The organism is Enterobacter sp. Li2LvB3 (assembly GCF_056156645.1).
In genome coordinates this window covers 207,583-232,846 of record NZ_JBSICG010000001.1, presented here as the reverse complement: position 1 = coordinate 232,846, position 25,264 = coordinate 207,583, and the positions used below count along the sequence as shown (strand labels likewise).

21 protein-coding genes are annotated in these 25,264 nt (G+C 54.3%); 5 read left to right on the top strand and 16 right to left on the bottom strand.

Features of this window, described 5'->3' with window-relative positions:
* Nucleotides 1–49: 49 nt before the first annotated feature.
* Genes flhE through flhB form a run of 3 tightly spaced genes read right to left on the bottom strand, consistent with a single transcriptional unit; the run spans nt 50 to nt 3,661 of the window.
* Nucleotides 50–442: a flagellar protein FlhE gene (flhE, locus tag ACS603_RS01115; RefSeq protein ID WP_474943611.1), complete on the bottom strand. Its 393-nt coding sequence runs from the start codon at nt 440–442 to the stop codon at nt 50–52.
* On the bottom strand, nt 442–2,520 hold the full coding sequence (gene flhA, locus ACS603_RS01110; RefSeq protein WP_182061513.1) for a flagellar biosynthesis protein FlhA: 2,079 nt from the start codon (nt 2,518–2,520) through the stop codon (nt 442–444). The genes flhE and flhA overlap by 1 nt, the downstream gene beginning before the upstream one ends.
* Nucleotides 2,513–3,661, bottom strand: coding sequence for a flagellar biosynthesis protein FlhB (gene flhB, locus ACS603_RS01105; RefSeq protein ID WP_182061514.1), 1,149 nt, complete (start codon nt 3,659–3,661; stop codon nt 2,513–2,515). The genes flhA and flhB overlap by 8 nt, the downstream gene beginning before the upstream one ends.
* Before the next feature lie 496 nt (nt 3,662–4,157).
* On the opposite strand from flhB, the gene ACS603_RS01100 reads away from it, so the two are divergent.
* The 4 genes from ACS603_RS01100 to ACS603_RS01085 all read left to right on the top strand — a co-directional run bounded on the left by ACS603_RS01100 (nt 4,158) and on the right by ACS603_RS01085 (nt 9,266).
* Complete coding sequence (locus ACS603_RS01100; protein WP_182061515.1) at nt 4,158–4,733, top strand: fimbrial protein; 576 nt, start codon at nt 4,158–4,160, stop codon at nt 4,731–4,733.
* A 128-nt stretch (nt 4,734–4,861) separates the two neighbouring features.
* Nucleotides 4,862–5,554, top strand: coding sequence for a fimbrial biogenesis chaperone (locus ACS603_RS01095; protein ID WP_182061516.1), 693 nt, complete (start codon nt 4,862–4,864; stop codon nt 5,552–5,554).
* 93 nt (nt 5,555–5,647) lie between these two features.
* The gene (locus ACS603_RS01090; protein WP_474943610.1) at nt 5,648–8,119 is read left to right on the top strand and encodes a fimbria/pilus outer membrane usher protein; all 2,472 of its coding nucleotides are present in this window, start codon (nt 5,648–5,650) and stop codon (nt 8,117–8,119) included.
* Nucleotides 8,109–9,266, top strand: a complete 1,158-nt coding sequence (locus ACS603_RS01085; RefSeq protein WP_474943609.1) for a fimbrial protein — start codon at nt 8,109–8,111, stop codon at nt 9,264–9,266. The genes ACS603_RS01090 and ACS603_RS01085 overlap by 11 nt, the downstream gene beginning before the upstream one ends.
* Before the next feature lie 47 nt (nt 9,267–9,313).
* On the opposite strand, the gene cheZ is transcribed toward ACS603_RS01085, so the two are convergent.
* From cheZ to ACS603_RS01030, 11 genes are all read right to left on the bottom strand, one after another.
* Nucleotides 9,314–9,958 carry a protein phosphatase CheZ gene (gene cheZ / locus ACS603_RS01080; RefSeq protein ID WP_182061519.1) on the bottom strand — a complete coding sequence of 215 codons (645 nt, stop codon included), beginning with the start codon at nt 9,956–9,958 and terminating at the stop codon, nt 9,314–9,316.
* A 10-nt stretch (nt 9,959–9,968) separates the two neighbouring features.
* Complete coding sequence (gene cheY / locus ACS603_RS01075; RefSeq protein WP_182061520.1) at nt 9,969–10,358, bottom strand: chemotaxis response regulator CheY; 390 nt, start codon at nt 10,356–10,358, stop codon at nt 9,969–9,971.
* A 16-nt stretch (nt 10,359–10,374) separates the two neighbouring features.
* The gene (locus ACS603_RS01070; RefSeq protein ID WP_014832418.1) at nt 10,375–11,424 is read right to left on the bottom strand and encodes a protein-glutamate methylesterase/protein-glutamine glutaminase; all 1,050 of its coding nucleotides are present in this window, start codon (nt 11,422–11,424) and stop codon (nt 10,375–10,377) included.
* Nucleotides 11,421–12,287 carry a protein-glutamate O-methyltransferase CheR gene (cheR, locus tag ACS603_RS01065; protein ID WP_217186435.1) on the bottom strand — a complete coding sequence of 289 codons (867 nt, stop codon included), beginning with the start codon at nt 12,285–12,287 and terminating at the stop codon, nt 11,421–11,423. Before cheR ends, ACS603_RS01070 begins: the two co-directional genes overlap by 4 nt.
* Before the next feature lie 19 nt (nt 12,288–12,306).
* Nucleotides 12,307–13,908, bottom strand: coding sequence for a methyl-accepting chemotaxis protein IV (gene tap, locus ACS603_RS01060; protein WP_474943608.1), 1,602 nt, complete (start codon nt 13,906–13,908; stop codon nt 12,307–12,309).
* A 44-nt stretch (nt 13,909–13,952) separates the two neighbouring features.
* Complete coding sequence (tar, locus tag ACS603_RS01055; RefSeq protein ID WP_182061523.1) at nt 13,953–15,620, bottom strand: methyl-accepting chemotaxis protein II; 1,668 nt, start codon at nt 15,618–15,620, stop codon at nt 13,953–13,955.
* An 83-nt stretch (nt 15,621–15,703) separates the two neighbouring features.
* The gene (locus tag ACS603_RS01050) at nt 15,704–16,666 is read right to left on the bottom strand and encodes a Csu type fimbrial protein (RefSeq protein ID WP_474943607.1); all 963 of its coding nucleotides are present in this window, start codon (nt 16,664–16,666) and stop codon (nt 15,704–15,706) included.
* On the bottom strand, nt 16,663–19,047 hold the full coding sequence (locus ACS603_RS01045; protein WP_474943606.1) for a fimbria/pilus outer membrane usher protein: 2,385 nt from the start codon (nt 19,045–19,047) through the stop codon (nt 16,663–16,665). The genes ACS603_RS01050 and ACS603_RS01045 overlap by 4 nt, the downstream gene beginning before the upstream one ends.
* Nucleotides 19,023–19,784 (bottom strand): fimbrial biogenesis chaperone, encoded by a 762-nt coding sequence (locus ACS603_RS01040; protein WP_182061526.1) that lies wholly within the window; start codon nt 19,782–19,784, stop codon nt 19,023–19,025. The genes ACS603_RS01045 and ACS603_RS01040 overlap by 25 nt, the downstream gene beginning before the upstream one ends.
* Nucleotides 19,785–19,800: 16 nt before the next feature.
* Entirely contained in the window at nt 19,801–20,349 is a 549-nt protein-coding gene (locus ACS603_RS01035) for a Csu type fimbrial protein (RefSeq protein ID WP_315686072.1), read from the bottom strand.
* 8 nt (nt 20,350–20,357) lie between these two features.
* Nucleotides 20,358–20,930, bottom strand: a complete 573-nt coding sequence (locus ACS603_RS01030) for a Csu type fimbrial protein (RefSeq protein WP_474943605.1) — start codon at nt 20,928–20,930, stop codon at nt 20,358–20,360.
* 430 nt (nt 20,931–21,360) lie between these two features.
* On the opposite strand from ACS603_RS01030, the gene ACS603_RS01025 reads away from it, so the two are divergent.
* Entirely contained in the window at nt 21,361–22,620 is a 1,260-nt protein-coding gene (locus ACS603_RS01025; RefSeq protein ID WP_315686073.1) for a dicarboxylate/amino acid:cation symporter, read from the top strand.
* A gap of 95 nt (nt 22,621–22,715) precedes the next feature.
* On the opposite strand, the gene cheW is transcribed toward ACS603_RS01025, so the two are convergent.
* Nucleotides 22,716–23,219: a chemotaxis protein CheW gene (gene cheW / locus ACS603_RS01020; protein WP_182061530.1), complete on the bottom strand. Its 504-nt coding sequence runs from the start codon at nt 23,217–23,219 to the stop codon at nt 22,716–22,718.
* Between the two features lie 19 nt (nt 23,220–23,238).
* Entirely contained in the window at nt 23,239–25,260 is a 2,022-nt protein-coding gene (cheA, locus tag ACS603_RS01015) for a chemotaxis protein CheA (RefSeq protein WP_315686074.1), read from the bottom strand.
* Between the last annotated feature and the right edge of the window lie 4 nt (nt 25,261–25,264).

Genomic DNA, 25,264 nt, shown 5'->3' with positions numbered 1-25,264 from the left:
TGCGAGCCCGCCATCAGAATCACCTGATGTCGGGCGTTAAAGCGGGCAGTTAGCGGTAGTTGACGATGACAGAGTTGCTCTGAACTTTCAGCGCCGGAATCAAACGCCCGCCGCCAGGAACTTCCCAGATAAAGCGCAGTGGTTCGAGGGCCGATACGCCGTCAAACGCCTGAGTTGTGCCATTTTCCCCGTCGATTTCCGCGCAGCGGGTCTGTGTACACAAACGTACGCGCAACCCTGCGGGCGTTGGGCCAATCAGTCTGTAATTCCATGCCACCATCGTTATCTGGCCAGAAGCAGGTTCTGAAGGCGATAGCGGGCGTGAAGACATCGACTCACCACGATGATTGAGCGTAATCCCCATGCTGCTGGCCTGCCATGTCCCCTCGCCTGCGGCCTGTGCCGCCAGCGGGAAGAACAGTACCCATAACCACTTATGCATTATTTACCTCCAATGGTTGCCGTCATGCGGATATGGCGGTTATCCGACAGCTCCATGTTCGACAGCACCACCAGCTGCGTCAGGCTGCGGCGCAGGAAGCGGGACAACAACGGACGCAGGGCATGGTTCACCAGCAGAACAGGTGGCGCACCCAGCATCTCCTGACGCCCCAGCGCTTCCTGGGTTTGTGCCAGCAGTCGGTCTGCAAGCCCAGGTTCAAGACCGCCACCACCCTGCAAGGCCTGGAGCAGTAAGCGTTCCAGCGGAGTATCAAGACCAATTACCTGCACTTCACCTGTTCCCGGGAACCACTGTTGGGTAATAGCACGTCCCAGCGCCACACGAACCACCGCCGTCAGCTCATGCGGATCGCTTTGCAGCGGGGCATGTTCCGCCAGGGTTTCCAGAATGGTGCGCATATCACGGATGGGCACTTTCTCGTCGAGCAGGTTTTGCAGCACTTTGTGCAACGTAGTCAAGGTCACCACACCAGGTACCAGATCTTCGGTCAACTTCGGCATCTCTTGCGTGACGCGGTCAAGAAGTTGCTGCGCTTCCTGGCGGCCAAACAGTTCAGACGAGAATTGCCCAATCAGATGGTTAAGATGGGTTGCCACTACGGTACTGGCTTCCACCACGGTATACCCCTGGATCTGCGCCTGCTCTTTTAGCGCGCTCTCGATCCAGATAGCGGCCAGACCGAAGGCCGGATCGATGGTTTGTTCACCCGGCAGAGTACCGGCAGCCGTGCCCGGGTTGATAGCAAGCCAGCGTCCCGGATAAGCATCACCGCTGCCAATTTCCACACCTTTCATCAGAATACGGTATCGCGCTGGCGGTAAATCCATGTTGTCGCGGATATGAACAACCGGAGGCAAAAAGCCCATCTCCTGCGCGAATTTCTTACGAATACTGCGAATACGCCCAAGCAGTTCACCATCCTGCTGGAAATCCACCATCGGGATCAGGCGATAGCCCACCTCCATCCCCAGTGAATCCTCCAGCTGGACATCGTTCCAGGTGGCTTCGACCGCCTGGGTATTCTCCTGCATTTTAACGGGAACAGGCTCGGCAGCGGGTTGGGTTTCACGCCCGCGCATCCACCAGGCAAGGCCAAGCAGAGCGGCGGTAAACAGCAGGAACACCAGATTCGGCATCCCCGGAACCATACCGAGCAGCCCCAGCACAGCCGCAGCCAGCAGCATCACGCGTGGGTTGCTGAACAGCTGGCCAACCATCTGCTCGCCAACGTCCTGGTCCGTACTGACGCGGGTAACAATAACACCCGCAGCAGTAGAGATAACCAGCGCCGGGATCTGTGCAACCAGACCGTCACCGATGGTCAGCAGCGTATAGCTTTCCGCCGCGTGGCCCATGTCCATACCATGTTGCAAAACACCGACCAGCAGGCCGCCCACCACGTTGATAACCATAATCAGGATGCCCGCAATGGCATCCCCACGCACAAACTTACTCGCACCGTCCATCGAACCGTAGAAGTCGGCTTCCTGAGTCACTTCCGAACGGCGCTTTTTGGCTTCATCTTCAGCAATAAGACCCGCGTTAAGGTCGGCGTCGATCGCCATCTGCTTACCCGGCATCCCGTCCAGCACGAAGCGCGCACCGACTTCTGCGATACGCCCTGCACCTTTGGTGATAACCATAAAGTTGATGATAACGAGGATCACGAACACCACGATACCGATGGCAAAGTTACCGCCCACCAGGAAGTGACCGAAGGCTTCAACCACTTTACCCGCCGCCGCCGCACCGGTATGCCCTTCCATCAGGATGATACGCGTAGAGGCCACGTTCAATGCCAGACGCAGTAAGGTGGTAAACAGCAGAATGGTCGGGAACGCTGCAAACTCCAGTGTCCGCTGGGTAAACATCGCCACCAGCAGCACCATGATGGACAGTGCAATGTTGAATGTGAAAAGCAGATCGAGGATGAATGCCGGGAGCGGCAATACCATCATCGACAAAATCAGCAGGATGAGAATCGGCCCGGCCAGAATCTGCCATTGCGTCGATTTCATGTTGCTCGGCAGGCGCAACATTGCCACCAGATTAGCCATCAGTGTCCTTCTCGTTCATAAAATCCAGCGCTTCTGGCACTGGAAGGTTTTCAGGTTTCACAGGTCGTTGACCACCTGCTAAACGCCAGCGTTTCAATTGCCATACCCAGGCCAGAACTTCCGCCACTGCGGCGTAAAGTTGCCCCGGGATTTGTTGTCCTATTTCGGCATGACGGTACAAGGCACGCGCCAGCGGCGGTGCTTCAAGAATGGGAACGCGATTCTCAGTGCCGATCTCACGAATACGCAGCGCAATCAGCCCGGCCCCTTTCGCCACCACTTTTGGCGCGCTCATTTTGTTTTCGTCGTACTGCAACGCCACCGAGTAGTGCGTCGGGTTGGTGACAATGACATCGGCTTTTGGCACATCTTCCATCATGCGACGGCGAGCGGCAGCGCGCTGCATCTGGCGAATACGCCCCTTCACATGCGGGTCACCTTCCATCTGCTTGTATTCATCACGAATATCCTGACGTGACATGCGCAGCTTCTTGAAGTGGCTATACAGCTGGAAAATAACGTCGAAACCTACCATCGGGATAATGCTGAGCACCACCAGTAGCGCGCACAGCCCGACAAGGTTCATGGCGTTACTCATCGCGCTTAACGGTGATTCGCTAATAAGGCGCATCATCTCGGGCCAGTTGTGCAAAAGATAAAAACCCGCCGCACTGCCCATCAGCGTGGATTTCAGAATAGCTTTCACCAGCTCCGCGCCGGTCTGGGCGGAAAACATGCGGGCGATGCCCGGCAGCGGGTTGAGTTTGGAAAACTTAGGTTGCAGCGATTTCGCGCTGAACACCAGTCCGCCCAGCATAACGGGTGAGACGATAGCCACCAGCACCACGCCGGTTATCAGCGGCAGCAAGGCAATCATGGCGCCTTTGATGAGCAGAATGATTTGGCTAAGGATCAGGTTCGGATCGTTGACCATGCTGTGATCAAAACGTAATCCGGTAGAGAGCATTCCAGCCAGTCTTCGGGCGAGCGACTCCCCACCCAGCCAGATAATGCAAACACCCACTACTAAAATAAGCAGGGATGTCAGTTCTCTGGAACGGGGGATCTGCCCTTCCTCACGCGCTTTTTCAAGTCGGTGGGGTGTGGGGGCTTCCGTTTTGTCGTCGTTTTCTTCTGACACTGTACGTGCTCGCAGCCCATTAAGTCACGGTTATCATGCCAGAGCTCAGGGCATTCAATGGCTGGAAAAGACTCTATAACTCACCGTTTTTACCTGGTTTACTTTCCACAAGGCTATTTCAACACGGCTTCATTTTTCAGAAAAATGCCCAGATGTATTATTCGTTAACAATGTTTGTTAACCCCTTACGTGTTTCAAAACTTATTACTACAACTCATACACAATAAATTTACGGCAATCGCCGCAACACGCAGAAATAGCTTTTACATTACCGAATCACATTCCCGATATGTATACAAACAAATACAAAGATCAATTCGATCAATTAAACAAAAGAATTCACAAAATAAATAGCACGTTTATCAAGTCCATTTCAATTTCACCGATCTTTTCAGCTCTACATAAGGGTGTATACTCCCCGCAGCATCAGCATCACTATTACCAAACCCTCTAACACTCAACGAATAGATGCATTATTTATTAAAGGACACTAGTTATGAAACGTACCAAAACAATGGTAGCCAGTTTTATTCTTAGCCTCGTTTCTGTTAGCGCAATTGCTGCTGAAATGAATGCAGGGACAATTCACTTTACCGGGCAAATTATTGAACCAAGCTGTACGATTGATGGTGATAACGGCACAGACAGCACTGTCCCTTTGGGTACGTATCCAAACTCATTGTTTGACAAGGTGGGTAAAGAAAGTGAATTGATCCCTTTTAGTATCAGGCTCTCAGACTGCCCGGTCAAAAGTGATGGTCTACCGTCAGTACAGCTAACGTTTAACGGGAGCACTGCCGTCACAGGTTCAACGACCTTACTGGACGTCAGTAAAATCACCACAGATGGCGATACGGCAGCGACAGGCATTGGCATTGCCGTGACCCCGGCAGATGATAACGAAGACTATATTTCCTTCGATGGCAGCGAAGATCAGGTACGTATTACGCTACCCACGACGAAAGAAGATCAGGTTCATGCTGATTTCAATGCGCGTTATCAATCTTTTGCATCTGATGTCACGCCAGGCCCAGCAGATGCCGATATGACAATTAACATTCTTTACCGTTAACAGATCGCCATCGAACATTCATCAATTCAATTTTTAACTAAAAACACACTCTCAGAATACCAAATAGAATAGTTCGGATAAGCCCGGATTATTCTATTTTATTTTAAATTACGAACAGCAGGCTGACCATGCGTAAATTGTCGAAAGCATTTATCTACCTCTCGCTAATAATGCCCACACTGAGCCATGCAGCAGGTGTCCAGATTGGCCGCACGCGTATTATTTACAACGCCGAAAAAAAAGAGATAGCCCTTCCGCTCGTCAACAAAGATAACGCACTTCCCTGGCTCATCCAGTCCTGGACGGACACAGGCGACGAGACAACGCGTGGCCCCTTTATTGTCACCCCCCCGCTTTTCCGACTGGATGCGCAAAAGGAGCAAAGTCTCCGCATCGCCTGGAATGGATCCTCGCTCCCTGAAGACCGTGAATCGTTGTTTTATATGAACATCCGCACCATTCCAGCAACCGCGAAAGAGGACAGCGATAAAAACATGCTGCGCCTTATTTATAAGACCCGCCTGAAGCTGTTCTGGCGCCCTTCTGGGCTTAAAGGGACGCCCGGTGACACCTGTAAAAACCTGCATTTTCGCCAGGAAAAGGGCGACGTAATTATCATTAACGACGGGGCATTTTACAGCGTTTTTGACAGCCTACAGTTCGGGAATACACCGCTATCAAAGGCGGATATGGTTGCGCCGTTTTCCCGTGTCTCCGTTCCTCTTCCGGCGAAGACCTCAGGCGCTCAAGTTAGTTGGCGTTGTATTACTGATTACGGAAATGCATCGGAAAAATACACATCCACAATGATTCAGGGATAAATCAACAAAATGACGAATGGACTATGCCATTTACCCGGCAAACGGAACAACACATTCGCATCGCTGGTACATTGCTTTTGCGGCGTTTTACTGATGACCTCTACGCCCCTTCTCGCACGGGAATACCTTTTTTCACCCTCTTCACTGGAAGGCAGCACGCTTGCTCAGCAGGACATCGACCTTTCACTCTTTTCGAAGCCCAACGCTCAGCCTCCTGGCCGTTATTCATCCCATATTGTCATCAACAAAACGCGGATGCGCGATGCCGACATACATTATGTGAACAGCCCGACGGGCGAGCTGGTCGCAGAGATCACGCCGGATATGCTGCGTCAGTGGGGGGTGGATGTCGATATGTACCCTAAACTTGCAGACTACGATGTTCAGACGCCGCTCGATAAGCCCCTCGGCGATTTTATTCCTTTCGCCTCCTCAGCGCTTGATTTCAGCAAAATGACGCTGAGCCTTAGCATTCCGCAGGCGGGTATGGTCAGCAATGCCGAGGATTATATTGACCCGTCAAGGTGGAACGACGGTGTGCCGGTCATGTTCTCGGATTATGCCTTTTCGGGTACCCGCCATAATGACGACGCGCAGAATACGACCACCAGTCAGTACCTAAATCTGCGCAGCGGCGCCAATCTTGGTGGCTGGCGGCTTCGCAACTACTCAACCTGGAGCAAAACGCAGGACGCCGCTCACTGGAGTACCATTAATACCTATCTACAGCATGATATTGATGCCCTGAAAGCACAATTCACCGCTGGTGAAAACAGTACACGGGGAGAGGTTTTTGACAGTCTCCAGTATCGCGGGGTGAATATAGCGTCTGACGAAGAGATGCTACCCTATAGCCTGCGGGGGTATGCCCCCGTAATACGAGGGATAGCCAGTTCCAGTGCCGAGGTGTCCATTCGCCAGAACGGCTATCTGATCTACCAGCAGAGCGTTGCGCCTGGGGCGTTTGAGATACACGACCTCTACTCGACGACTAACAGCGGCGACCTTGAGGTCACGGTGAAAGAAGCCGACGGCAGCGAGCACCACTTCACCCAGCCCTACTCTAGTGTCGCCGTGATGCAGCGCCCCGGTCATCTGAAGTATGAAGTAACCGCTGCACGCTACCGCGCCGACAGCGGCAGCGGTCAAAAAGAACCCACGTTTGTGCAGGGCAGTGCTATCTATGGTCTGAACAATGCCATGACGCTGTTTGGCGGCGTCACCGCGTCTGAAGACTATCAGGCGGTTAACAGCGGCGCGGGAATTGCACTCGGCGTAGTGGGTTCACTTTCAGCGGACGTGACGGTGGCCAAAACCCGGCTGGATAATGGGGAAGAAAGCACCGGGCAGTCTTACCGCCTGCTCTACTCAGGGAAAGTCGATGCCACAGAGACCAACTTCACGCTCGGCAGTTATCGCTACTCCACGGCGGGCTATTACAGTTTTGCTGATGCCAACCAGAAGTATGAAGGTAATGAAAACGACTGGCTGTATCAGTACAACAAACGCAGCCGTCTTCAGGCCAGTATCAGCCAGAGCCTGTTTGGCAGCAGTTTTTATCTGAATGGCTATCAGCAGGATTACTGGGGAAGCTCGCGTAAAGAGCGCAGCCTTTCCGCTGGCGCAAACACCGTTGTGGAAGGGGTCAGCCTGCACATGGCTTACACCTACAGTAAAACCAGCGACTACAGCAGCGATCAGATGGTCTCCTTTGGTTTCAGCATCCCACTCAGCAAATGGCTGCCGCGAGCGTGGAGCAGTTATTCCTTAAGCAACAGTAAAAAGGGTTACACCCGACAAAACCTGGGTCTCAGCGGCACCCTTCTGGACGATGAACGGCTCAGCTATTCGTTGCAACAGAGCCATGCCAACCACGATGCTGACGATAGCAGTAGCCTGTACGGCAGTTATCGTTCGCAGTACGCCAATCTCAATGCGGGCTATTACTACTCATCAGATAACAGCCAGCAGCTCAGTTACGGCGCCAGCGGCGCAATCGTAGCTCATCCACACGGGATCACTCTTGCCCAGCCATTAGGCGATCAGTTTGCCATCGTCAGTGCTTCCGGTGCGGCGGGGGTTCGCTTCAAGAATCAGCGGGGAGTCCAGACAGACTGGCAGGGAAATGCGGTGATCCCCTCACTCACGCCCTATCAGGAAAACCGCATACGCATCGATACCACCAGCCTGCCACGAGATGTGGATACCAGCGACACCTCGATCACCGTAGTACCTTCGCGAAATGCCGCCGTGACCGCGAGCTTTGACGCCCATGTTGGTTACCGTGCCCTGATCACACTTACCCGCCAGGATGGCAGGAACGTCCCTTTCGGTGCGATAGCGACGATGAGAGCGTCCAGTATGACAGGAATTGTCGACGATATGGGCACGCTCTACCTTGCAGGGATAAGCAAAAATGCTGAACTTGACGTCGTCTGGGGAGACACCAGCGATCGACGCTGCACGGCGCCCATCACGCTTTCCGATTTGCAAAATTCAAACAACCCCACGGGGATCCGCCAGGCCCGCGTGATATGCCAGCAGGAACAACCGCATGATCAGTAAACGCCAGAAATCTGTTTTGACGCGCCTTCAGGTCCTCCTGTACGCCTTCGCCTTCCCCCTTACAGGACAAGCCGCAACGATATTAAAGAATTGCTTCGCGGCCCCTCAGGATTACCAGATTTCCTATAGCCGGGAGCTCTCCACCACGGATAACGTTGTGGGTAATGCGGTAAATGATAACGAGCACCTTGTCGGTAGCGGTAGCGAAATGGAAGCTAACTGTAGCTGCCCAAAAGATCTGGATGAAAGTACAGCAATCATGGAGCTGACGCTTGCCGGCAGCCCGCTTAGCCCCGGTGCCAGCGGCTATGGTTATCTTACAGACTCGCTGGATATTCACGTATCCGGCTACAATGATGCGATTAACTCGCCCGATGGGGCGAATTTAACCAAACTCGATATCAACGCGTACCCTTCGTCGCTCTCGTCGATGGATAAATTGATCGAAAAGATAAAAACCACTGAGGGCACTGCCAGCGTTTGCAGTGAAAGCACCCGCCCTGAAAGCACTCTCCCCGTGAAGCGGCAATTCCGATGGAATGTCATTGTGGCGAGATTTCTGGTCAAAAAAACCATTCTGGGAGAAGCCATCATTCCCCCGACCATCGTGGTACAAAACTATGCCTGCCTCTACTACGGCTCCGGCAGCTGCGACCCAACCAACGCTGAACAGGTATCAAATATCTGGTTAAGCGGTTCTCTTACTGCCCCTCTAAGTTGCACGATTAACGAGGGAAGTACCATCGAGGTCGATTTTGGCGACCTGGTCTCCAGTCAGTTTGTGAATAAGGGACAACAACCGAAAGGCTTTACGCTGAAAGATGTCGACATTTCCTACCAGTGCGGCAGTAACACCGTAGGTAAAAATGACAGGATTAAACTCACGCTGAGTGCCGATCAGGGGGTCATAGACAGCAGTAATCCCGTGATTGCGAAAATGATCGGAAGGGATGATATCGGCGTAAGGGTGTTCGATGAACAGAATCAGGATATTGCGCTGGACGGCAGCTATGCGTTTCCCGTCACGGTGGATGAACAAGGAAATGGTGTGATTCGTATTAAAGCCGCGCCAGTCAGCACCACCAGTGCGACACCCGGTTCCGGGAGCTTTGAGGGTAATGTCACAGTAAAAATGGATCTTCGTTAGTCAAAATACCCTCAGGTTGAACAAACAACCTGAGGGTAACAGCACAATCAGAAACCAAGGCTGTCCAGCAGATCGTCCACCTGATCCTGGCTTGCCACAACGCCCGCTTTGGTCGCGTCGAGCTGTGGGCCATTGAGCAGGCTTTCGTTCTCACGTTTCGGACGCGCAGCCGGTTCCGGGATGTTCTCCAGCAGAACCATCAGCAGCTGACGCTCAATCTCCTGAATCACATCCATCATGCGCTTGATAACCTGACCAGTCAGGTCCTGGAAATCCTGCGCCATCATGATGTCCAGCAATTGCGCGTTGGTAAAGCTGGTGTGACCCGGCACATCCCCCAGGAACTGACGGGTATCGGTCACCAGCTCACGGGCATCCGCCAGCTCGATTGGATTTTCGAACCACTCGTCCCAGCGTTTGGTCAGGGATTTAGCCCCTTTCTCCATAGCGTCCTGGTGTGGCTGTGATGCTTCGACACTGTTCAGTGCACGTTCAGCCGCCTGAGCAGTCATCTGCACAACATAGTCCAGACGATCGCGCGCGTCCGGAATCGCTTCCGCCGCTTCAGCAATTGCCTGATCCAGCCCTAATTCACGCAGGCTGTCACGCAACATACGCGTCAGGCTACCAATGCGGGCAATAATGTCGCTCGGTGAATGTTCTTCAACAGGTTTCATAGTAGGTTGCAACATATTCATCACCTCACATGCCGAGTTTCTCGAAGATCTTACCGAGCTTCTCTTCCAGGGTTGCAGCGGTGAATGGCTTCACCACATAGCCGCTTGCGCCCGCCTGTGCTGCTGCAATGATGTTCTCTTTCTTCGCTTCTGCGGTCACCATCAGCACCGGCAGTGATGCCATACCTGCATCTGCGCGAATGGTTTTCAGCAGTTCCAGACCGTCCATGTTAGGCATGTTCCAGTCAGAAATTACAAACCCAAAGCTACCAGCCTGCAGTTTGTTCAGCGCATCCACGCCGTCTTCTGCTTCTTCAACGTTGTTGAAGCCCAGCTCTTTCAGCAGGTTGCGCACGATGCGACGCATGGTGGAAAAGTCATCCACAACCAAAAATCTGAGCTCTTTGTCCGCCATAAAACTACACTCCTCTTTAAATACGTATTGCCTGTCCGGCACTGATTTTCGCCAGCATCTGCTGGCTTACCTGGCTAAGATCGACCACTTCGCTCACGCCACCCATATTGATGGCCTCGCGCGGCATGCCGAACACCACACAACTTGCTTCATTCTGCGCAATCGTCCAGGCGCCAGCCTGGTGCATTGCTAACATTCCGGCGGCACCGTCGTTGCCCATCCCCGTCAGGATCACCCCAACGGCGTTGCGCCCCGCATGTTTCGCCACCGAATGAAACAGCACATCCACCGACGGACGGTGCCGGTTAACCGGCGGCCCGTCATGAATTTTGATTTGATAGTTCGCGCCACTGCGCGCCAGCTCCATATGCTTGTCGCCCGGCGCGATATACGCGTGCCCCGGAAGAACACGTTCGCCGTCCTCCGCCTCTTTCACGCTTATCTGACACAATTTGTTCAGACGTTCCGCGAACGAGCGGGTAAAGCCTGGCGGCATATGCTGCGTAATAAGAATACCTGGGCTTGAAAGCGGCAATGGCTGGAGTACATGGCGAATTGCCTCTGTTCCCCCGGTTGATGCACCAATCACCAGCAGTTTTTCCGAACTGAGTAACGGGCCAGCCTTCAGTGTTGCCGGTACTGCGGTCGGTGTATGAGCCGCCAGCTTTGCGCGCGATGCAGTGCGGATTTTCTCGGCGATCATCTCGCTGTAGGCCAGCATCCCTTCCCGGATACCCAGTTGAGGTTTGGTGACAAAATCCACCGCCCCCAGCTCCAGCGCGCGCAGCGTGATTTCGGATCCTTTCCCCGTCAGGGATGACACCATCACCACCGGCATCGGGCGCAGACGCATTAATTTTTCCAGAAAATCGATGCCATCCATGCGCGGCATTTCGACATCCAGCGTTAGCACGTCGGGGTTATATTTTTTGATTAAATCCCGCGCAACTAACGGATCAGGCGCTGTTGCCACCATCTCCATATCGCTGTGGCTATTGATAATTTCAGTCATGATCTGGCGCATCAGCGCCGAATCATCGACAGACAACACCCTGATTTTACTCATGCTTTTTCCTTACTCAGCGCATATACCGTTTGCCCACGCAGGCTAAACTCACGCACGAGGTTGCTAAAGTTTTCCGAGTGCCCGGCAAACAGTAAACCGTCAGGCTTGAGCAACGGAACAAAGCGACGCAGAATGTCCTGTTGCGTCGTTTTATCAAAATAAATCATCACGTTACGGCAAAAAATGGCGTCAAAAGGCCCCGGAACGTTGTACTGCTTATCCAGCAGGTTTACAGAGGTGAACTCCACGCAGTTCGCCAGCTCCTGGCGAACGCGCACCAGCCCTTCATGCGGGCCTGTGCCGCGCATGAAGTAACGCTGGAGCTGCTGAGGCGAGAGCGTCTTCAGTTCATCCTGGCGATAGACCCCGTTACGGGCTTTCTCCAGCACTTCAGTGTCGATATCACTGGCGAACACTTTCCAGCGCCCTGGCGCCATCCCCAGCGTGTCCGCCAGCGTGATCGCCAGCGAGTACGGCTCTTCCCCGGTTGAGGCTGCCGCACTCCAGACGCGATACTCTCCGCTACGACGACGCGCATGATCCGCCAGCACCGGAAAGTGGTGCCCTTCGCGGAAAAACGCGGTCAGGTTAGTGGTTAATGAGTTAATAAATGCCTGCCATTCCGCGCTGTTCTGGTTCGCTTCGAGCATACTCAGATAGCGGCCAAAATCATCCAGCCCGAGAGTGCGCAAGCGCCGCACCAGCCGGTTGTAAACCATGTCTCGCTTATGATCGGCAAGCACGATCCCCGCACGCTGGTAGATTAACTGACATATCCGACGAAAATGCGCGTCGGACAGCGCGAGGCGCTGTGTCATCTGTAACAGTAATGACGTTTGCCCTGAGGGCATTGGTGATGTCATAGCGCCTTCTTAATCACATTCAGGTTCCAACTGGCACGGCCTGCGACCGCCCGACTTCTGTTACTGCTTCAACGTGCTCATTTACATTAAATACCGCGACCAGGCCGGTTAAGTGATCGGCCTGGTTTGCCAGCTGATCGGTTGCCGCGGCCGCCTCTTCCACAAGTGAGGCGTTCTGCTGTGTCACCTGATCCATCTGGCTGACAGCCTGGGCTACCTGCTCAATCCCGCGACGTTGTTCATCTGACGCGGAGGCAATCTCACCCATGATGTCGTTAACCCGGGTCACTGAGGTGACAATCTCGGTCATCGTTTTTGCTGCCGTGTCCACCAGCGCAGAGCCTTGCTCAACGCGAGACACCGACTCTTCAATCAGTACCTTAATCTCTTTCGCCGCGTTGGCACTGCGGCTTGCCAGGTTACGGACTTCACCGGCGACGACCGCAAACCCGCGCCCCTGTTCCCCTGCGCGCGCTGCCTCAACGGCGGCGTTCAGGGCCAGAATGTTGGTCTGGAAAGCAATACCGTCAATCACGCTGATAATGTCGCCAATTTTCTGAGAACTGGCGGCTATCTCATGCATAGTGCTGGCAACGTGAGTCGCCTGGTCGCCCCCTTTCTTCGCCGTTTGCGCGGCCTGTTTTGACAGGTCCGATGCCTGGCGCGCGTTATCGGCGTTCTGGCTTACCGTCGCCGTCAGTTGCTCCATGCTGGCGGCCGTTTGTGCCAGCGAGGCCGCCTGTTGCTCGGTTCTTGAAGAGAGATCGTTATTGCCTGCCGCAATCTCTGAAATCCCGGTGTGCATGGCATAACTGCCCTGACGCACATCGGTCACTGTTTCACGCAGTGACCCCTGCATCGCCTTCAGGCTGGCGAAGATCGCCGAAATCTCGTTCTTACCGTACACCGCAACCGGGCGCGCCAGGTTGCCCTTCGCGATGCTGTCGAAATGGCTGCTGATGATCGCCAGCGGTTGCACAATCATCCTGCGCGACCAGAACAGTGCCCCTCCGGTCAGCAATGCCGCCAGAATCACCACCACGGTAAAAATCACGCCGGACATGTGGTAGCTGGTGCGGCTGTCTGCCTCCGCACGCTCAACAAACTGGTTGATGTCCTGCTGCCATGCGTTAAAGCTGCCATCAAAGGCCGCCTGTGATTCCTGCACTGGCGCAGTCATAAAATCAGAAAGCTGGTTGTTCTCAAGCCACGTCGCCTGGTGATCCAGATCGCTGTGCCACTGCTCAAAGTTCTTCTTCATGGCGACTTTCAGCGTTTTGCCCTTCTCGCTGACAGCCTCCTGAGACGTGAAGGCTTTAAACTGCGCGTCAGCCTGTTTAAGGCTGTCGCGCGCCGTTGCCATCAGCGCCTTAATGTCATCCGGCGGATAACTTAACGCGGTCAACGTCCCCGCCTTGTTCAGCGCAGTGCTTGCCTGCAACAGCACGGCACGTGTTTGTGCCAGTGCGGAGCGCTGTTGATTACTCGCCTCAACTTCCTGCAAATTCTGATAGCCATCGCGAAACGCCCAAAAAGACAACCCGTTACTGCCAACCTGCAACACACCGCAAAGGATCAGAATCAAAAACAGTGTGGTCGAGATACGAATACGATTTAACATCCACGCTCCCATTAAGCGGCAAGTAGCCGCGGTTTAAAGTTCAGTCAAAATGTTTCCCAGTTTTCATCTTGTCCGGTCGTCACGGTGCGGGTGCGAGCCGCTGCCGGGGCAGTCGCTGACCCACTGTGCATTGCACGCGTGATGGCCGTATTTGTCGTTTTTGAAGCAAGACGGAACGCCGAGACGGCCATCTTCAGACGGCTCGCCTGGTCTTCCAGTGCAGCCGCCGCCGTGGCGGACTCCTGCACCAGCGCGGCGTTTTGCTGTGTCACGCGATCCATTTCAGATACCGCCAGGGCGACCTGGTCAATACCACGACTCTGCTCATCCGATGCAGAGGCGATTTCACCCATGATGTCCGTTACGCGGGTAACGGCATTCACGATGTCATTCATGGTTTCCCCTGCGCTTTCAACCAGCACGGAGCCGGTATCCACACGGGAAACAGAATCTTCAATCAGCGCTTTAATCTCTTTCGCCGCGTTGGCACTGCGGCTTGCCAGGTTGCGCACTTCACCGGCCACCACCGCAAACCCGCGGCCCTGTTCGCCGGCACGCGCCGCTTCAACGGCGGCGTTCAGCGCCAGGATGTTGGTCTGGAAGGCAATACCATCGATAACACTGATGATGTCGGCGATTTTCTTCGAGCTGTCGGCGATTTCATGCATGGTTTTCACCACGCCATCCACCACACGACCACCGCGCTGTGCGGTGTCGGAAGCGCTTTCGGCAAGCTGAGAAGCCTGACGGGCGTTATCCGCATTCTGCTTCACGGTCGCGGTTAACTCTTCCATGCTGGCTGCCGTCTCTTCCAGCGCCGAAGCTTGCTGTTCGGTACGAGAAGAAAGGTCATTGTTGCCCATCGCAATTTCGCTGGTGCCGGTATAGATGGCATCCGATCCCTGACGCACATTGGTCACGGTATCAATCAGCGAGCGCTGCATGTGGTCAACGGTGTTTGCCAGCTCCGTGATTTCATTACGCCCGGATACGGTAAGCGTTTTGGTCAGATCGCCGCTGGCGATTTCACGGATATGGGCAATCACGCGGCCCAGTGGATTCAGCAGAATGTGGCGAATGCCATACCACACGCCAACCAGCACAATCACCAGCGCCAGCGCCAGTACGGCCATCTGCCATTTGGCGAAGCGGTAATCGTTCTGACTTTCCGTAAAGGAGGTGTGATACAGGTCGCTACTGGCTTTGGCGTATTCACCCAGCGCTGCACCGAGGGCGTTTTGCATCCCCTGAGTTGGCTGCGCGAAGTAGGCATCCATGTTGCCGCTTTCCAGGAACTGAATAAGCTCCGTCAGGCCCGCGAAGTAGGCCGTGTATTTCTCATCAATGTTGCTGCTCACCTGCTCCATTGCAGGCTGCGGGGCAATTTTTTTGAAGGCGTCGTAGTGTTTCGCGGCGTCGGCAAGCGTTGCGCGGGCATTTTTCAGCAGATCCGTTTTCGCGGTGCTCTGCTGGTTATTGGGGTCCATCATCATGCGGGCAGAAGAGCGGCTCAGGTTAATGCGCGTTTGCAGCATCAGATCCCAGGTCGATGTCAGCTCGCTTTGTTGCAAACGCAGATCGTTTGATGCGGCAAAGCTGTCCTGATTATTTTTTAACGACGAGAAAAAAAGCCCGCCTGAAATGAGCTGAAGAAGCGCGAAAATGACCAGCACCATCATGAGCATTGTGACAACGCGGATACGGTTCAACATACAACACCTTCTCATAGATTTATTAACGGTGTTATCGGCACCGACCACAGGAACTTTACATTTGCGAAAGGGAAAAGCGCCGGTTAAAACGCCACGTCGACAATTAGCGTATCGCTGTAGGTCCCGGCAGATGGGGTAGTCTGGTTGGTGAGCACTTTGGCCGTGTAGTTATAGGTACGCAGCAGGCCGTCAGTGCTCAGCTGTGAAGAGGCTGAGCTGGCCCAGCGCTCGGTGCCGCTGCCGCCCCAGCGGCTGGTGGTCGCTTCTTTGTAGATGTCGTAACTCATATAGTTACTGCCGCTAACCATACGACGCACATTGTTCAGCGCGTTGGCACCATCGTTAATTCCTATGGTGTAAGTGCTGCCTTTGGTGCAGGTCACGGCGATGGCTTGCGAAATGGTGGGGAAATTTTGTACCAGCGGCGCACTGTTGAAGTTCACGTCCGGCGTAGTCATGGCGCTACAGTCGTTGGTCACGGTCATGTTGAGCAGAATACTTGTCGTCGCCGTCCCCGTTTGTGGCGTAGTGCACAGCCCCAGAACCCCCACAGAACAGACATTGTAGTTAATGCTGAAGGTCAACAGCACCTGATACGGCCCGGCCGTCACGTTTTGCCCGGCCACGGTTCGGAAATAGAGCGGAATGTTGTACTGCTTCGACCCCAGCAGCCCCAACAGCGTGTTACCACTCCAGGTGTAGGTCTTGCTGATTTGCACTTCACTGTTGCTTGCACAGCCCGATAAACCGCACAGCCGCGTGGGGATCACGTCGGTGATGGTTGCGTTGTCGGTGCGTTTCATCGTGGCGCGGCTGTTACCGGATACCGAAGCCGACGTGTAGCTCAGCGTCACCGAATCGTTAGTCAACAGATTGAGTATCGCATCACAGGAAACCACCAGAGTGCCGGTAGTTTCCACCTCCCCGGTTCCGCTAAGGGAAAATGACCCTACGCTGCCAAATGCAGCATTCACAGTACTGATGGTACACACCGCCCCACTGCCGCCGGAAAAGAGCAGCATAATCACCAGCAGCAGGCGCTTCATGGCCTCTCCCGGCACACCAGTGGCCCATAGGTTTGCAGCTTATGATCCGGGTTTGCACCAATGGTCAGCGTCGCCGTGCAGTGTTTGCCTTCCGGGGTGGTAATATCCAGCGGATTCACGTCGCTGAGATTTTCCAGCCAGGCAATGCCGTCATACCCCACCACCGCATTGCTGCGCGAGGCGCGTCTCACCTGGCTTCCAACCGGAATATCCTGCCCCTGCGCATCATGCAGAATCACGCTTGCCACCCGTTCCTGCTCCATCGGGAAATCGACCAGATAACCGCTGTGACGACGAATAGCCACCCGCCTCTCGGTCTCTTTCAGCCGGGTATCGGCAGGCAGATTCAGGGTATCAATACTGTAGCTCGCCGGATAATAGGCCGACACGCCGCTCACCAGCAGATAACCATTGTTATTGGTTTTGCCGACCGGCTGGTTCTCATAGCTAACGGGAACATCCGGGTGGCCATCAGTACTGATCACCACGAACGCATCATTGATTTTGTTGGCGGCAAACAACTCGCCGTCCATCAGCACAAGGGAGCCCATCGCCTCGCCCCACCAGGTCATCATGTCCTGTTCGCCGTATCCCCCGCCCTGCAATTCAATATTATTGTTGCGCCAGCCCAGCGTTCCCTGCTGATAGTTATTCGCCCGCGACTGGTTGGCCCACGCCATATTCCAGCTAAACCCACCGTCGGAAGGCATGGAATGGTTGTAGTTGATGCGCTGTGTGCTGCCTGCATCCGGGGTATTTTCAAAGGTGACGGCGGTGCTGTCACGTTCGCCCAGCGGAACCTGTAGCGAGAGTGCGACCGTCCAGTCCCCCCGCTGCTGGTCGCGGCTGGCCGCCAGATAGATACTGCTGGCACCCCACAGATTGCGGCTCCAGGAGAGATTCAGCAGCTCCGTTTTCTGGTTATCAAAACTCTCAACACCGATCCAGGCCGCGCCAATATTACCGTACTGCCCGAGGTTAAAGGTCAGCGAATACTGGTCAGTATTGCGGCTAAAACTGGCAATCGGACGGTTGTTTTCATCATAGACCGTCGGCTGGTCATACAGTGCCAGGTTGCCAAAGCCGCGACCTCGCCGGCTATGCTGGGTGGCAAGGTTAAACTCACTGGTGCTGTACTGATAACCCCAGTTGATTTGCCCGCCATCGTCCCCACGCATCTGACTGCAGGTATATGACGTATTCACCACACCAAAACGTCCGAGCTTCACCACCGTTCCCGCCCCGCCCAGCGCCAGCTCTTGCGCGCCTTCTGCGTGTCCTTCCAGCGTCAGCCAGTCTGTAAGGCCATAGCGATACGATCCGCTGCCTGCCGCCGGACCGTAGTCGAAACTTTTGATTCCATAATTACGCCGCAGGCTCCCGAGCGTCACCGCGCCGTCACTAAGCCCTTGTTTGAGCACATCACTGGTGACATAAAACGGCAGCGTCGTGCTGACCTGTCGACCCAGCGCATCGGTGGTCACCAGCACGGCATCCCCGGCGCCGTTGATATAGGGCAGGTTCGTCAGGGTGAATGGCCCGGGCTGGAGCTGAGTCGAGCCCGAACGATAGCCGTTGATAAACAGATCGACGGAGGTGGGCACGGCCGCTTCCCCCGAGAACTCCGGCAGCGGCCAGGTCACCAGATCCGGGCGCAGGGAGAAATCACGCCCGTAGCTTATCCCGCCCATACGCACGCTGCTGCTCCAGCTCAGAGCATCGCTTATCACATCCCCGGCAGTCCAGGTGGTTGCATCGTCTTCGTTGGTCATCAACAAGGTGGTGTCATAGCGAACGTAACCTTCCTGTTGCCCATTGTCCCCGGAGAAATTTTGTCGGGCGTAGCCAGTAGATGAAAACGAGCCGTTTTCATTGAAGTAGCGGAACTCATGCCAGAGAGACGCCTGGCCGCCAATGTGGTCGGTATGATTGGTATAGAGATCGTAATTCAGCAGCGCCCCCCGGCCATAGTGGGGTTTGCTCTGTGCCGCCAGGCCGCTAAACGGCGTGATGCGGGATGAAACCCAGTCGCGAGGCACGGTTAACAACAGCCGCTGTGCGGTGCTGTCGTACTCCACGCGCACCTGAGAAAGCGTAGAAAGATTGACGTCCCCATTCGGCACATGCTCGGGGGGAAGCCCGGCACGCAGCAGATCGGCGCTGGAAATAAAGTAAGCGCCATCGCGTTGCGTGACGGGCACCACCAGCCCGGTATCATAGTGATTCAGTACAAGAGCAAGCTGGAAAACGGCTTCACCGTTTATTGCCTGGGCTTGCGGTGGCGGCGGCAAACTGTCATCGCCAGGCTCGGCCCAGGTGCTGGTACTGATACAGAGCAGGATAATCATCGCCGGTTTCAGTTGACGGGCGTCGACTGCCATTGCGTATCCCTGGCATTAATCTGCGCGCTCATCTGCTCTGGCTGGCGAATTCCCGCCGGGATCGGCCACCTGCGGGTACTGTCGGGCAGCACGTACCCCAGCAATCCATCAGCAACCGTTCGTTTCTGCCCGCCCTGCTCCAGCGTCACCTGACTCAGCCTGACGTGCACATCTCCCTGGTTACGAACCTCGAGCGCAGGATGCCCCCCTTCCTGCGTTACCCGCCAGCTCAGATTTTTACTCTCCACCAGCGCATGATGCGCACCCTCTTTTATTGTCGGGATCCCTTGCCCGTAAACAAAGAGCGGAATGGAGTAGCGCATCTGGAGTTTAAGGCCGATGGTCGGTTCAGCTTTGGCATCAGGCTGGGGAATTTCATCCACGATAATGCGGTAGGCTTGTTCGACGCCCATCGGGACAGCGCCCTGCTTGATCAGACGGATAAGCTGCTTGCTGTCTTTGCCGATGGTGACAATCGGCGGGCTGGCAACGACATCCTGCTGTGCGGTATAGCGTTCAAACCCTTCTTCCTGCTTCCAGCGCACAATGCGTACCTGCATGGTCGTCGAGCTGTTGCCCTGATTCTGGATCCATAATTCCGTGGCTTTGGCGTCTGCCGAAAGCCACGGGTCGATGGGCCATAACAGAATAGTCGCCGCCGCGTGCGCCTGGCTTGTTGCAACGGCGGTGACTCCCAACATACTTACCAGACAAATACGCCTGAATAATGGCTGCATCGATTTTCTCCCTTAATCACCATGACAACGTCACGACGAGTTGATCAGAATACACACCTGCCGGGCTAAACCCGGTCAGGAGCGCCACACCGAAGAGCGGCAGTGAGATGTTATTGCTGTTGGTATAGGTCACCGCGACCGCCTGGTTGACCCCAATCTCACTGTTCGCGGCCAGAGAACTGTTACTGTAGAGTCGGTACGCCACAACATCGGTTCCGCCTGAACGTTTCATTTGCCGTTCAGAAGCGTAATTCTGTCCACCATCAATGCTCATACTCAGCGACACGCCTGGCGTACAGGCAATGGACAATGCCCCGTTGGGCACAAAGCTGGTATTGACCGGGGCGCTTTCTACCCCGGTATGTGTGCCAAAATCCAGCGTACCCAACAGCCCACCGGTTCCGGAAATTACCGAGCAGCCCGGCACAATGGTCGCACTGACCTTAAATGGCTGCGACGTCACCGCCCCGGCGATGGGCGCCAGCATCAGCCCCACAGTGAGTACAAAAAAAGGTTGCAGGAAACTCTCTGCGCTTTCGCGCAGACATAACCAGAATGCCTTCATGACTGGAACTAGTAGGTTACGCTGACGTTAATGGTGTCAGTGTAGGTTCCCGGGACAACCGTAACGCTGTTGCCGCCTCCGGTGATGCGTCCGTACAGGGTGTAACTGCTCACCCCGCCCGTCGTCGACGCTGCCGGCAACGCCGCGTTATTGGCGATGATGTTGTTAAATCCGCTGTCGCTGTACAGGCTGTATGCCACACCCTGTGCCGCGTCGGTGGTATTAATCAGGTAACGCGCGGGCGTACCTGGTGTCCCTACCACGGTGGTTGGAGCGGTGGAGTTGGTATTGCCGGTTATCGCCACCGTATAACTGGCGGTGGTGCATTGAATACTGAAGGAGTTACCGCCGCTGGCCCCGGTCAACTGGGTTGTCAGCGTAGAAAAGGTCGCAGGATGGGTCCCGAAATCCAGCGTCCCGAAGTTAATTCCGTTTTGAGTGGGTGATCCGTTGATCAAACAACCGTTGGTCAGAGTCAGTATCGCGCCGATGGTGCCGCTACTGGTTACCGCCAGCGCCTGCCAGGCGGTCGTTGCGATAAGCAGGGTGCCTGCAAATATTAAAAGGCGTTTTCTTTTCATTTTTCCCCCTCCAGAAGATGTCGCCGTTCGCTTACCACATTTTATTTATACTGTTCAAGATGTTAGCCCCACTGAACAATCCCGAGAGGGGGTTATTGTGAATTTAGTTGATGGATACCGCTTCAACCACCCTTGCCAGGATACGTGCAACTTTTGCCGTATTGACAACTTAGTTAATTAAAAAACAATCAGTTAAAACAATTTACGGGAAGTAAATGCGTCTCATCCTGAGAATATATCCATAAAAACGTGATAAGCGTCACAATATATCGTTGAGGCATTAGCAACAAAATTAATAAAAATTAAAAACCAGTTGTATCCCCACTCACTTTACGTCAATTTATGTGCCGAATATTTTCCTGCGCTGTAATAAAAAATCTATATGTATCGGCGCGGGGATGAATCTTAAGCGCATAGAGGGTCTTTTTTCGTGGCAAGTGCAAACAAACTCACACTCTTCATCGTGATATTCATGCTGGCGGGTATTCTTTCAGGGGCAGTAATTCACGAGTACGCATCACAGGATGTCATTACCGCCTGGGCGGATAACATCACGCTGCTGACCGATATTTTCCTGCGACTGATTAAAATGGTGATAGCGCCGTTGGTGTTCAGTACGTTAACCGTCGGCATTATGAAGCTGGGCGAAACCTCTACCATTGGCCGCGTTGGCGGAAAAGCGATGGTGTGGTTTATCAGCTCTTCCGTGCTTTCTATTCTGGTGGGGCTGTTTATTGTCACCCTGGAACACCCGGGTAGCGGCCTGAACCTGACTATCCCGAAAGAAGCGGTTGATACCGGCCTGGCCGTGGGGGGGATGACGCTGAAAGCCTTCCTGTCTCACACCATTCCAACCAGTATTGCGGGCGCGATGGCGAATAACGAGATCCTGCAAATTGTGGTGTTCTCGATGTTCTTCGGTATTGCAGGCGCGTCACTGGGTCAAAAATTCAATGCTCCGCTGGTTGCCGCGCTGGATGTGGTTTCGCACATCATGCTGAAGGTGACAGGCTACGTGATGTACGTTGCGCCGCTGGCCATTTTCGCGGCGATTTCATCCGTCATTGCCACGCAGGGTCTGGGCATTTTGCTGAACTACGCGTCATTTATTGGCGGTTACTATGTTGCCATCCTGCTCACCTGCATGGTGCTGCTGGCGGTGGGTTACATGGTGCTGAAAAAAGAGGTGTTTCGTCTGGTCAGTATGCTGAAAGATCCGGTACTGGTCGCGTTTACCACCAGCAGTTCTGAAGCCGCTTATCCAAAAACGCTGGAACAGCTGGAGCGCTTTGGCTGTTCACGTAATATCGCCTCTTTCGTTCTGCCGATTGGTTATTCCTTTAACCTGGTGGGCTCGATGGTGTATTGCTCTTTTGCCTCTATGTTTATCGCCCAGGCGTACAACATTCATCTGAGTTTCTCCGAAGTCACCGTTCTGATGCTGACGCTGATGCTGGCCTCTAAAGGGATTGCGGGTGTGCCGCGCTCTTCGCTGGTGGTGCTGGCTGCGACCATTCCAAGCTTTAATATCCCGGTGGCGGGTATTCTGTTGCTGATGGGGATTGACCACTTCCTGGATATGGGGCGTTCTGCAATTAACGTGCTGGGGAACGGGATTGCGACGGCGATGCTTTCACAGAATGAAGGTGCGCGGGAAGCGGAAGCTGAGCTGGTAGAGCAGGAAGCTTAAGATGTAAAAAAGCCGGGTGGCGGCTTCGCCTTACCCGGCCTACAAATGGCTCGCACACGTAGGCCGGGTAAGCGTTAGCGCCACCCGGCTTTGTTTTAAGCTACATGACTCGCTGCGATATCCAGCAGCGCCATCTCATCGCTGTTCAGCAGCTTCTCGATATTCACCAGAATCAGCATACGCTCGCCGAGCGCACCCAGACCGGTCAGATATTCGGTGGACAGCGTTACCGCAAACTCTGGCGCAGGACGGATTTGGTCAGAGGTCAGTGACAGCACATCCGACACGCCATCAACAACAATACCCACAACACGTTGGCCCAGATTCAGGACAATCACCACAGTGTTGTCATTGTAGTCCACGTCGCCCTGGCTGAACTTCACGCGCAGGTCAACGATTGGCACAATCACACCGCGCAGGTTCGTCACGCCCTTGATAAAAGATGGGGTGTTAGCAATACGCGTAACCTGGTCATAACCGCGGATCTCCTGCACCTTAAGGATGTCGATTCCGTACTCTTCATCGCCTAAAGTGAAGACCAGGAACTCCTGTCCAGATGGCTCGCCCGCCAGTTTCGTTACATTACTCATACCGGTCATGTTATTACCTTTTTCTTAATCAGGCGGCTGTGTATGCCACACGTTGTTCACGATTTAATCCCTGAAGCGCTGATACATCAACGATCAGCGCAACGCTACCATCACCCAGGATGGTGGCGGCAGAAATTCCCGGCACCTTGCGGTAGTTGCTTTCGAGGTTCTTCACCACGACCTGGTGCTGACCAATCAACTGATCGACCAGCAGCGCATAGCGGCGTCCTGCGCTTTGCAAAATAACCACAATGCCTTGCGTCGCTTCGGTTTTCGCACCATCGACTTCGAATACTTTCCACAGTTCAACCAGTGGCAGATACTCGCCACGCACTTCCAGTACGCGCTCGCCACCCGCCAGTGGATGCAGATCTTCTTCACGCGGTTGCAGAGATTCCATTACCGCATTCAGTGGCAGAATGAAGACTTCACCAGCAACTTTGACAGACATACCATCCAGAATCGCCAGCGTCAGTGGCAGCAGGATGCGAATGGTCGTACCGGAACCTTGTTTAGACTTGATCTCAACGTGGCCGCCCATCTCCTGGATATTACGTTTCACCACATCCATGCCCACGCCACGGCCGGAAACGTCCGTCACCTGTTCAGCCGTCGAGAAGCCAGGCGCGAAGATAAGCATCCCCACTTCTTCATCGGTCATGTTTTCACTTACCGCCATACCCTGAGACATTGCCTTCGCCAGAATACGTTCGCGGTTCAGGCCAGCACCGTCATCGGTCACTTCGATGCAGATATTGCCGCCCTGGTGTTCCGCAGACAAAATCAGGTTACCGACCGGTGATTTCCCCGCAGCAACGCGGTTTTCCGGCAGTTCGATACCGTGGTCAAGGCTGTTACGCACCAGGTGCGTTAATGGATCGATGATGCGCTCGATCAGGCTCTTATCCAGTTCGGTAGAGCTACCCATCAGCGTCAGTTCGATTTGCTTGTTCAGTTTACCGGCTAAATCGCGCACCAGACGCGGGAAACGGCTGAAGACATATTCCATCGGCATCATACGGATGGACATTACCGATTCCTGCAAATCGCGGGCGTTACGTTGTAACTGACCCATGCTGGTGATGAGATCACCATGAGTGACCGGGTCCAGTTCGTTGGAACGCTGGGCAAGCATGGACTGGGTGATCACCAGTTCGCCCACCAGGTTAATCAGCTGGTCAACTTTCTCGACTGCAACACGAATACTGGTGGATTCACTTGAACGTGCCGCCGGTTTTTCACCGCGGGCAGGTGCTGCTGATTCTTTTGGCACCGCTTTCAGCGCCGGCGCGGCAGGAACAACAGCAGGAGCCGCCACTTCAGCGACCGCAACAACCGCTTCTGCCGCCGCAGGGGCTTGAGCAGTTTCTTCTTCAAAATCAATCTGATCGGCTTCGATTACAAAGCACAGCACTGCCACGATATCGTCCTGGCTAATGCCGTCTTCAAGCGTTGCGGCAAGGCTGTCTTTCCCCTTCACCACATTGCTTAATTTGGCCAGATTACCCAGCTCTTCTTCCAGCAGATTGACTTCGCTCTCTTTAAGGCGAGATAGCACAACGCGCAACTTACTTGCCGCAGCGGCAGGCGCGACGTCTTCAGCGGTATCGACAACGCTCAGGGTTGCCGGGCTAACAGCGGGAGCCGCTGCTTCACCTTTTGCTTCCAGCGCTAACTGACGCAGCGCGTTGCAGATGTATTCAAAGCTGGCGGCATCAGGCTCTGCCGAGCTTTTATAGGCGTCGAGCTGTTCCTGCATAATATCTTTGGTTTCCAAAAACAGGTTAATAATGTCGGTATTGAGCTGCATCTCACCGCGGCGCGCTTCATCGAGCAGGTTTTCCATTAAATGGGTTGTTTCCTGCAAGATGGTAAAACCAAACGTCCCTGCTCCGCCCTTAATAGAATGCGCCGCACGGAAGATGGCATTGAGCTGCTCTGAATCCGGTGCTTCAGGCACCAGATCCAAAAGATGTTGCTCCATGTCAGCCAACAATTCGTCGGCTTCATCAAAGAATGTCTGATAAAAATCGCTAATATCCATGCTCACGCTA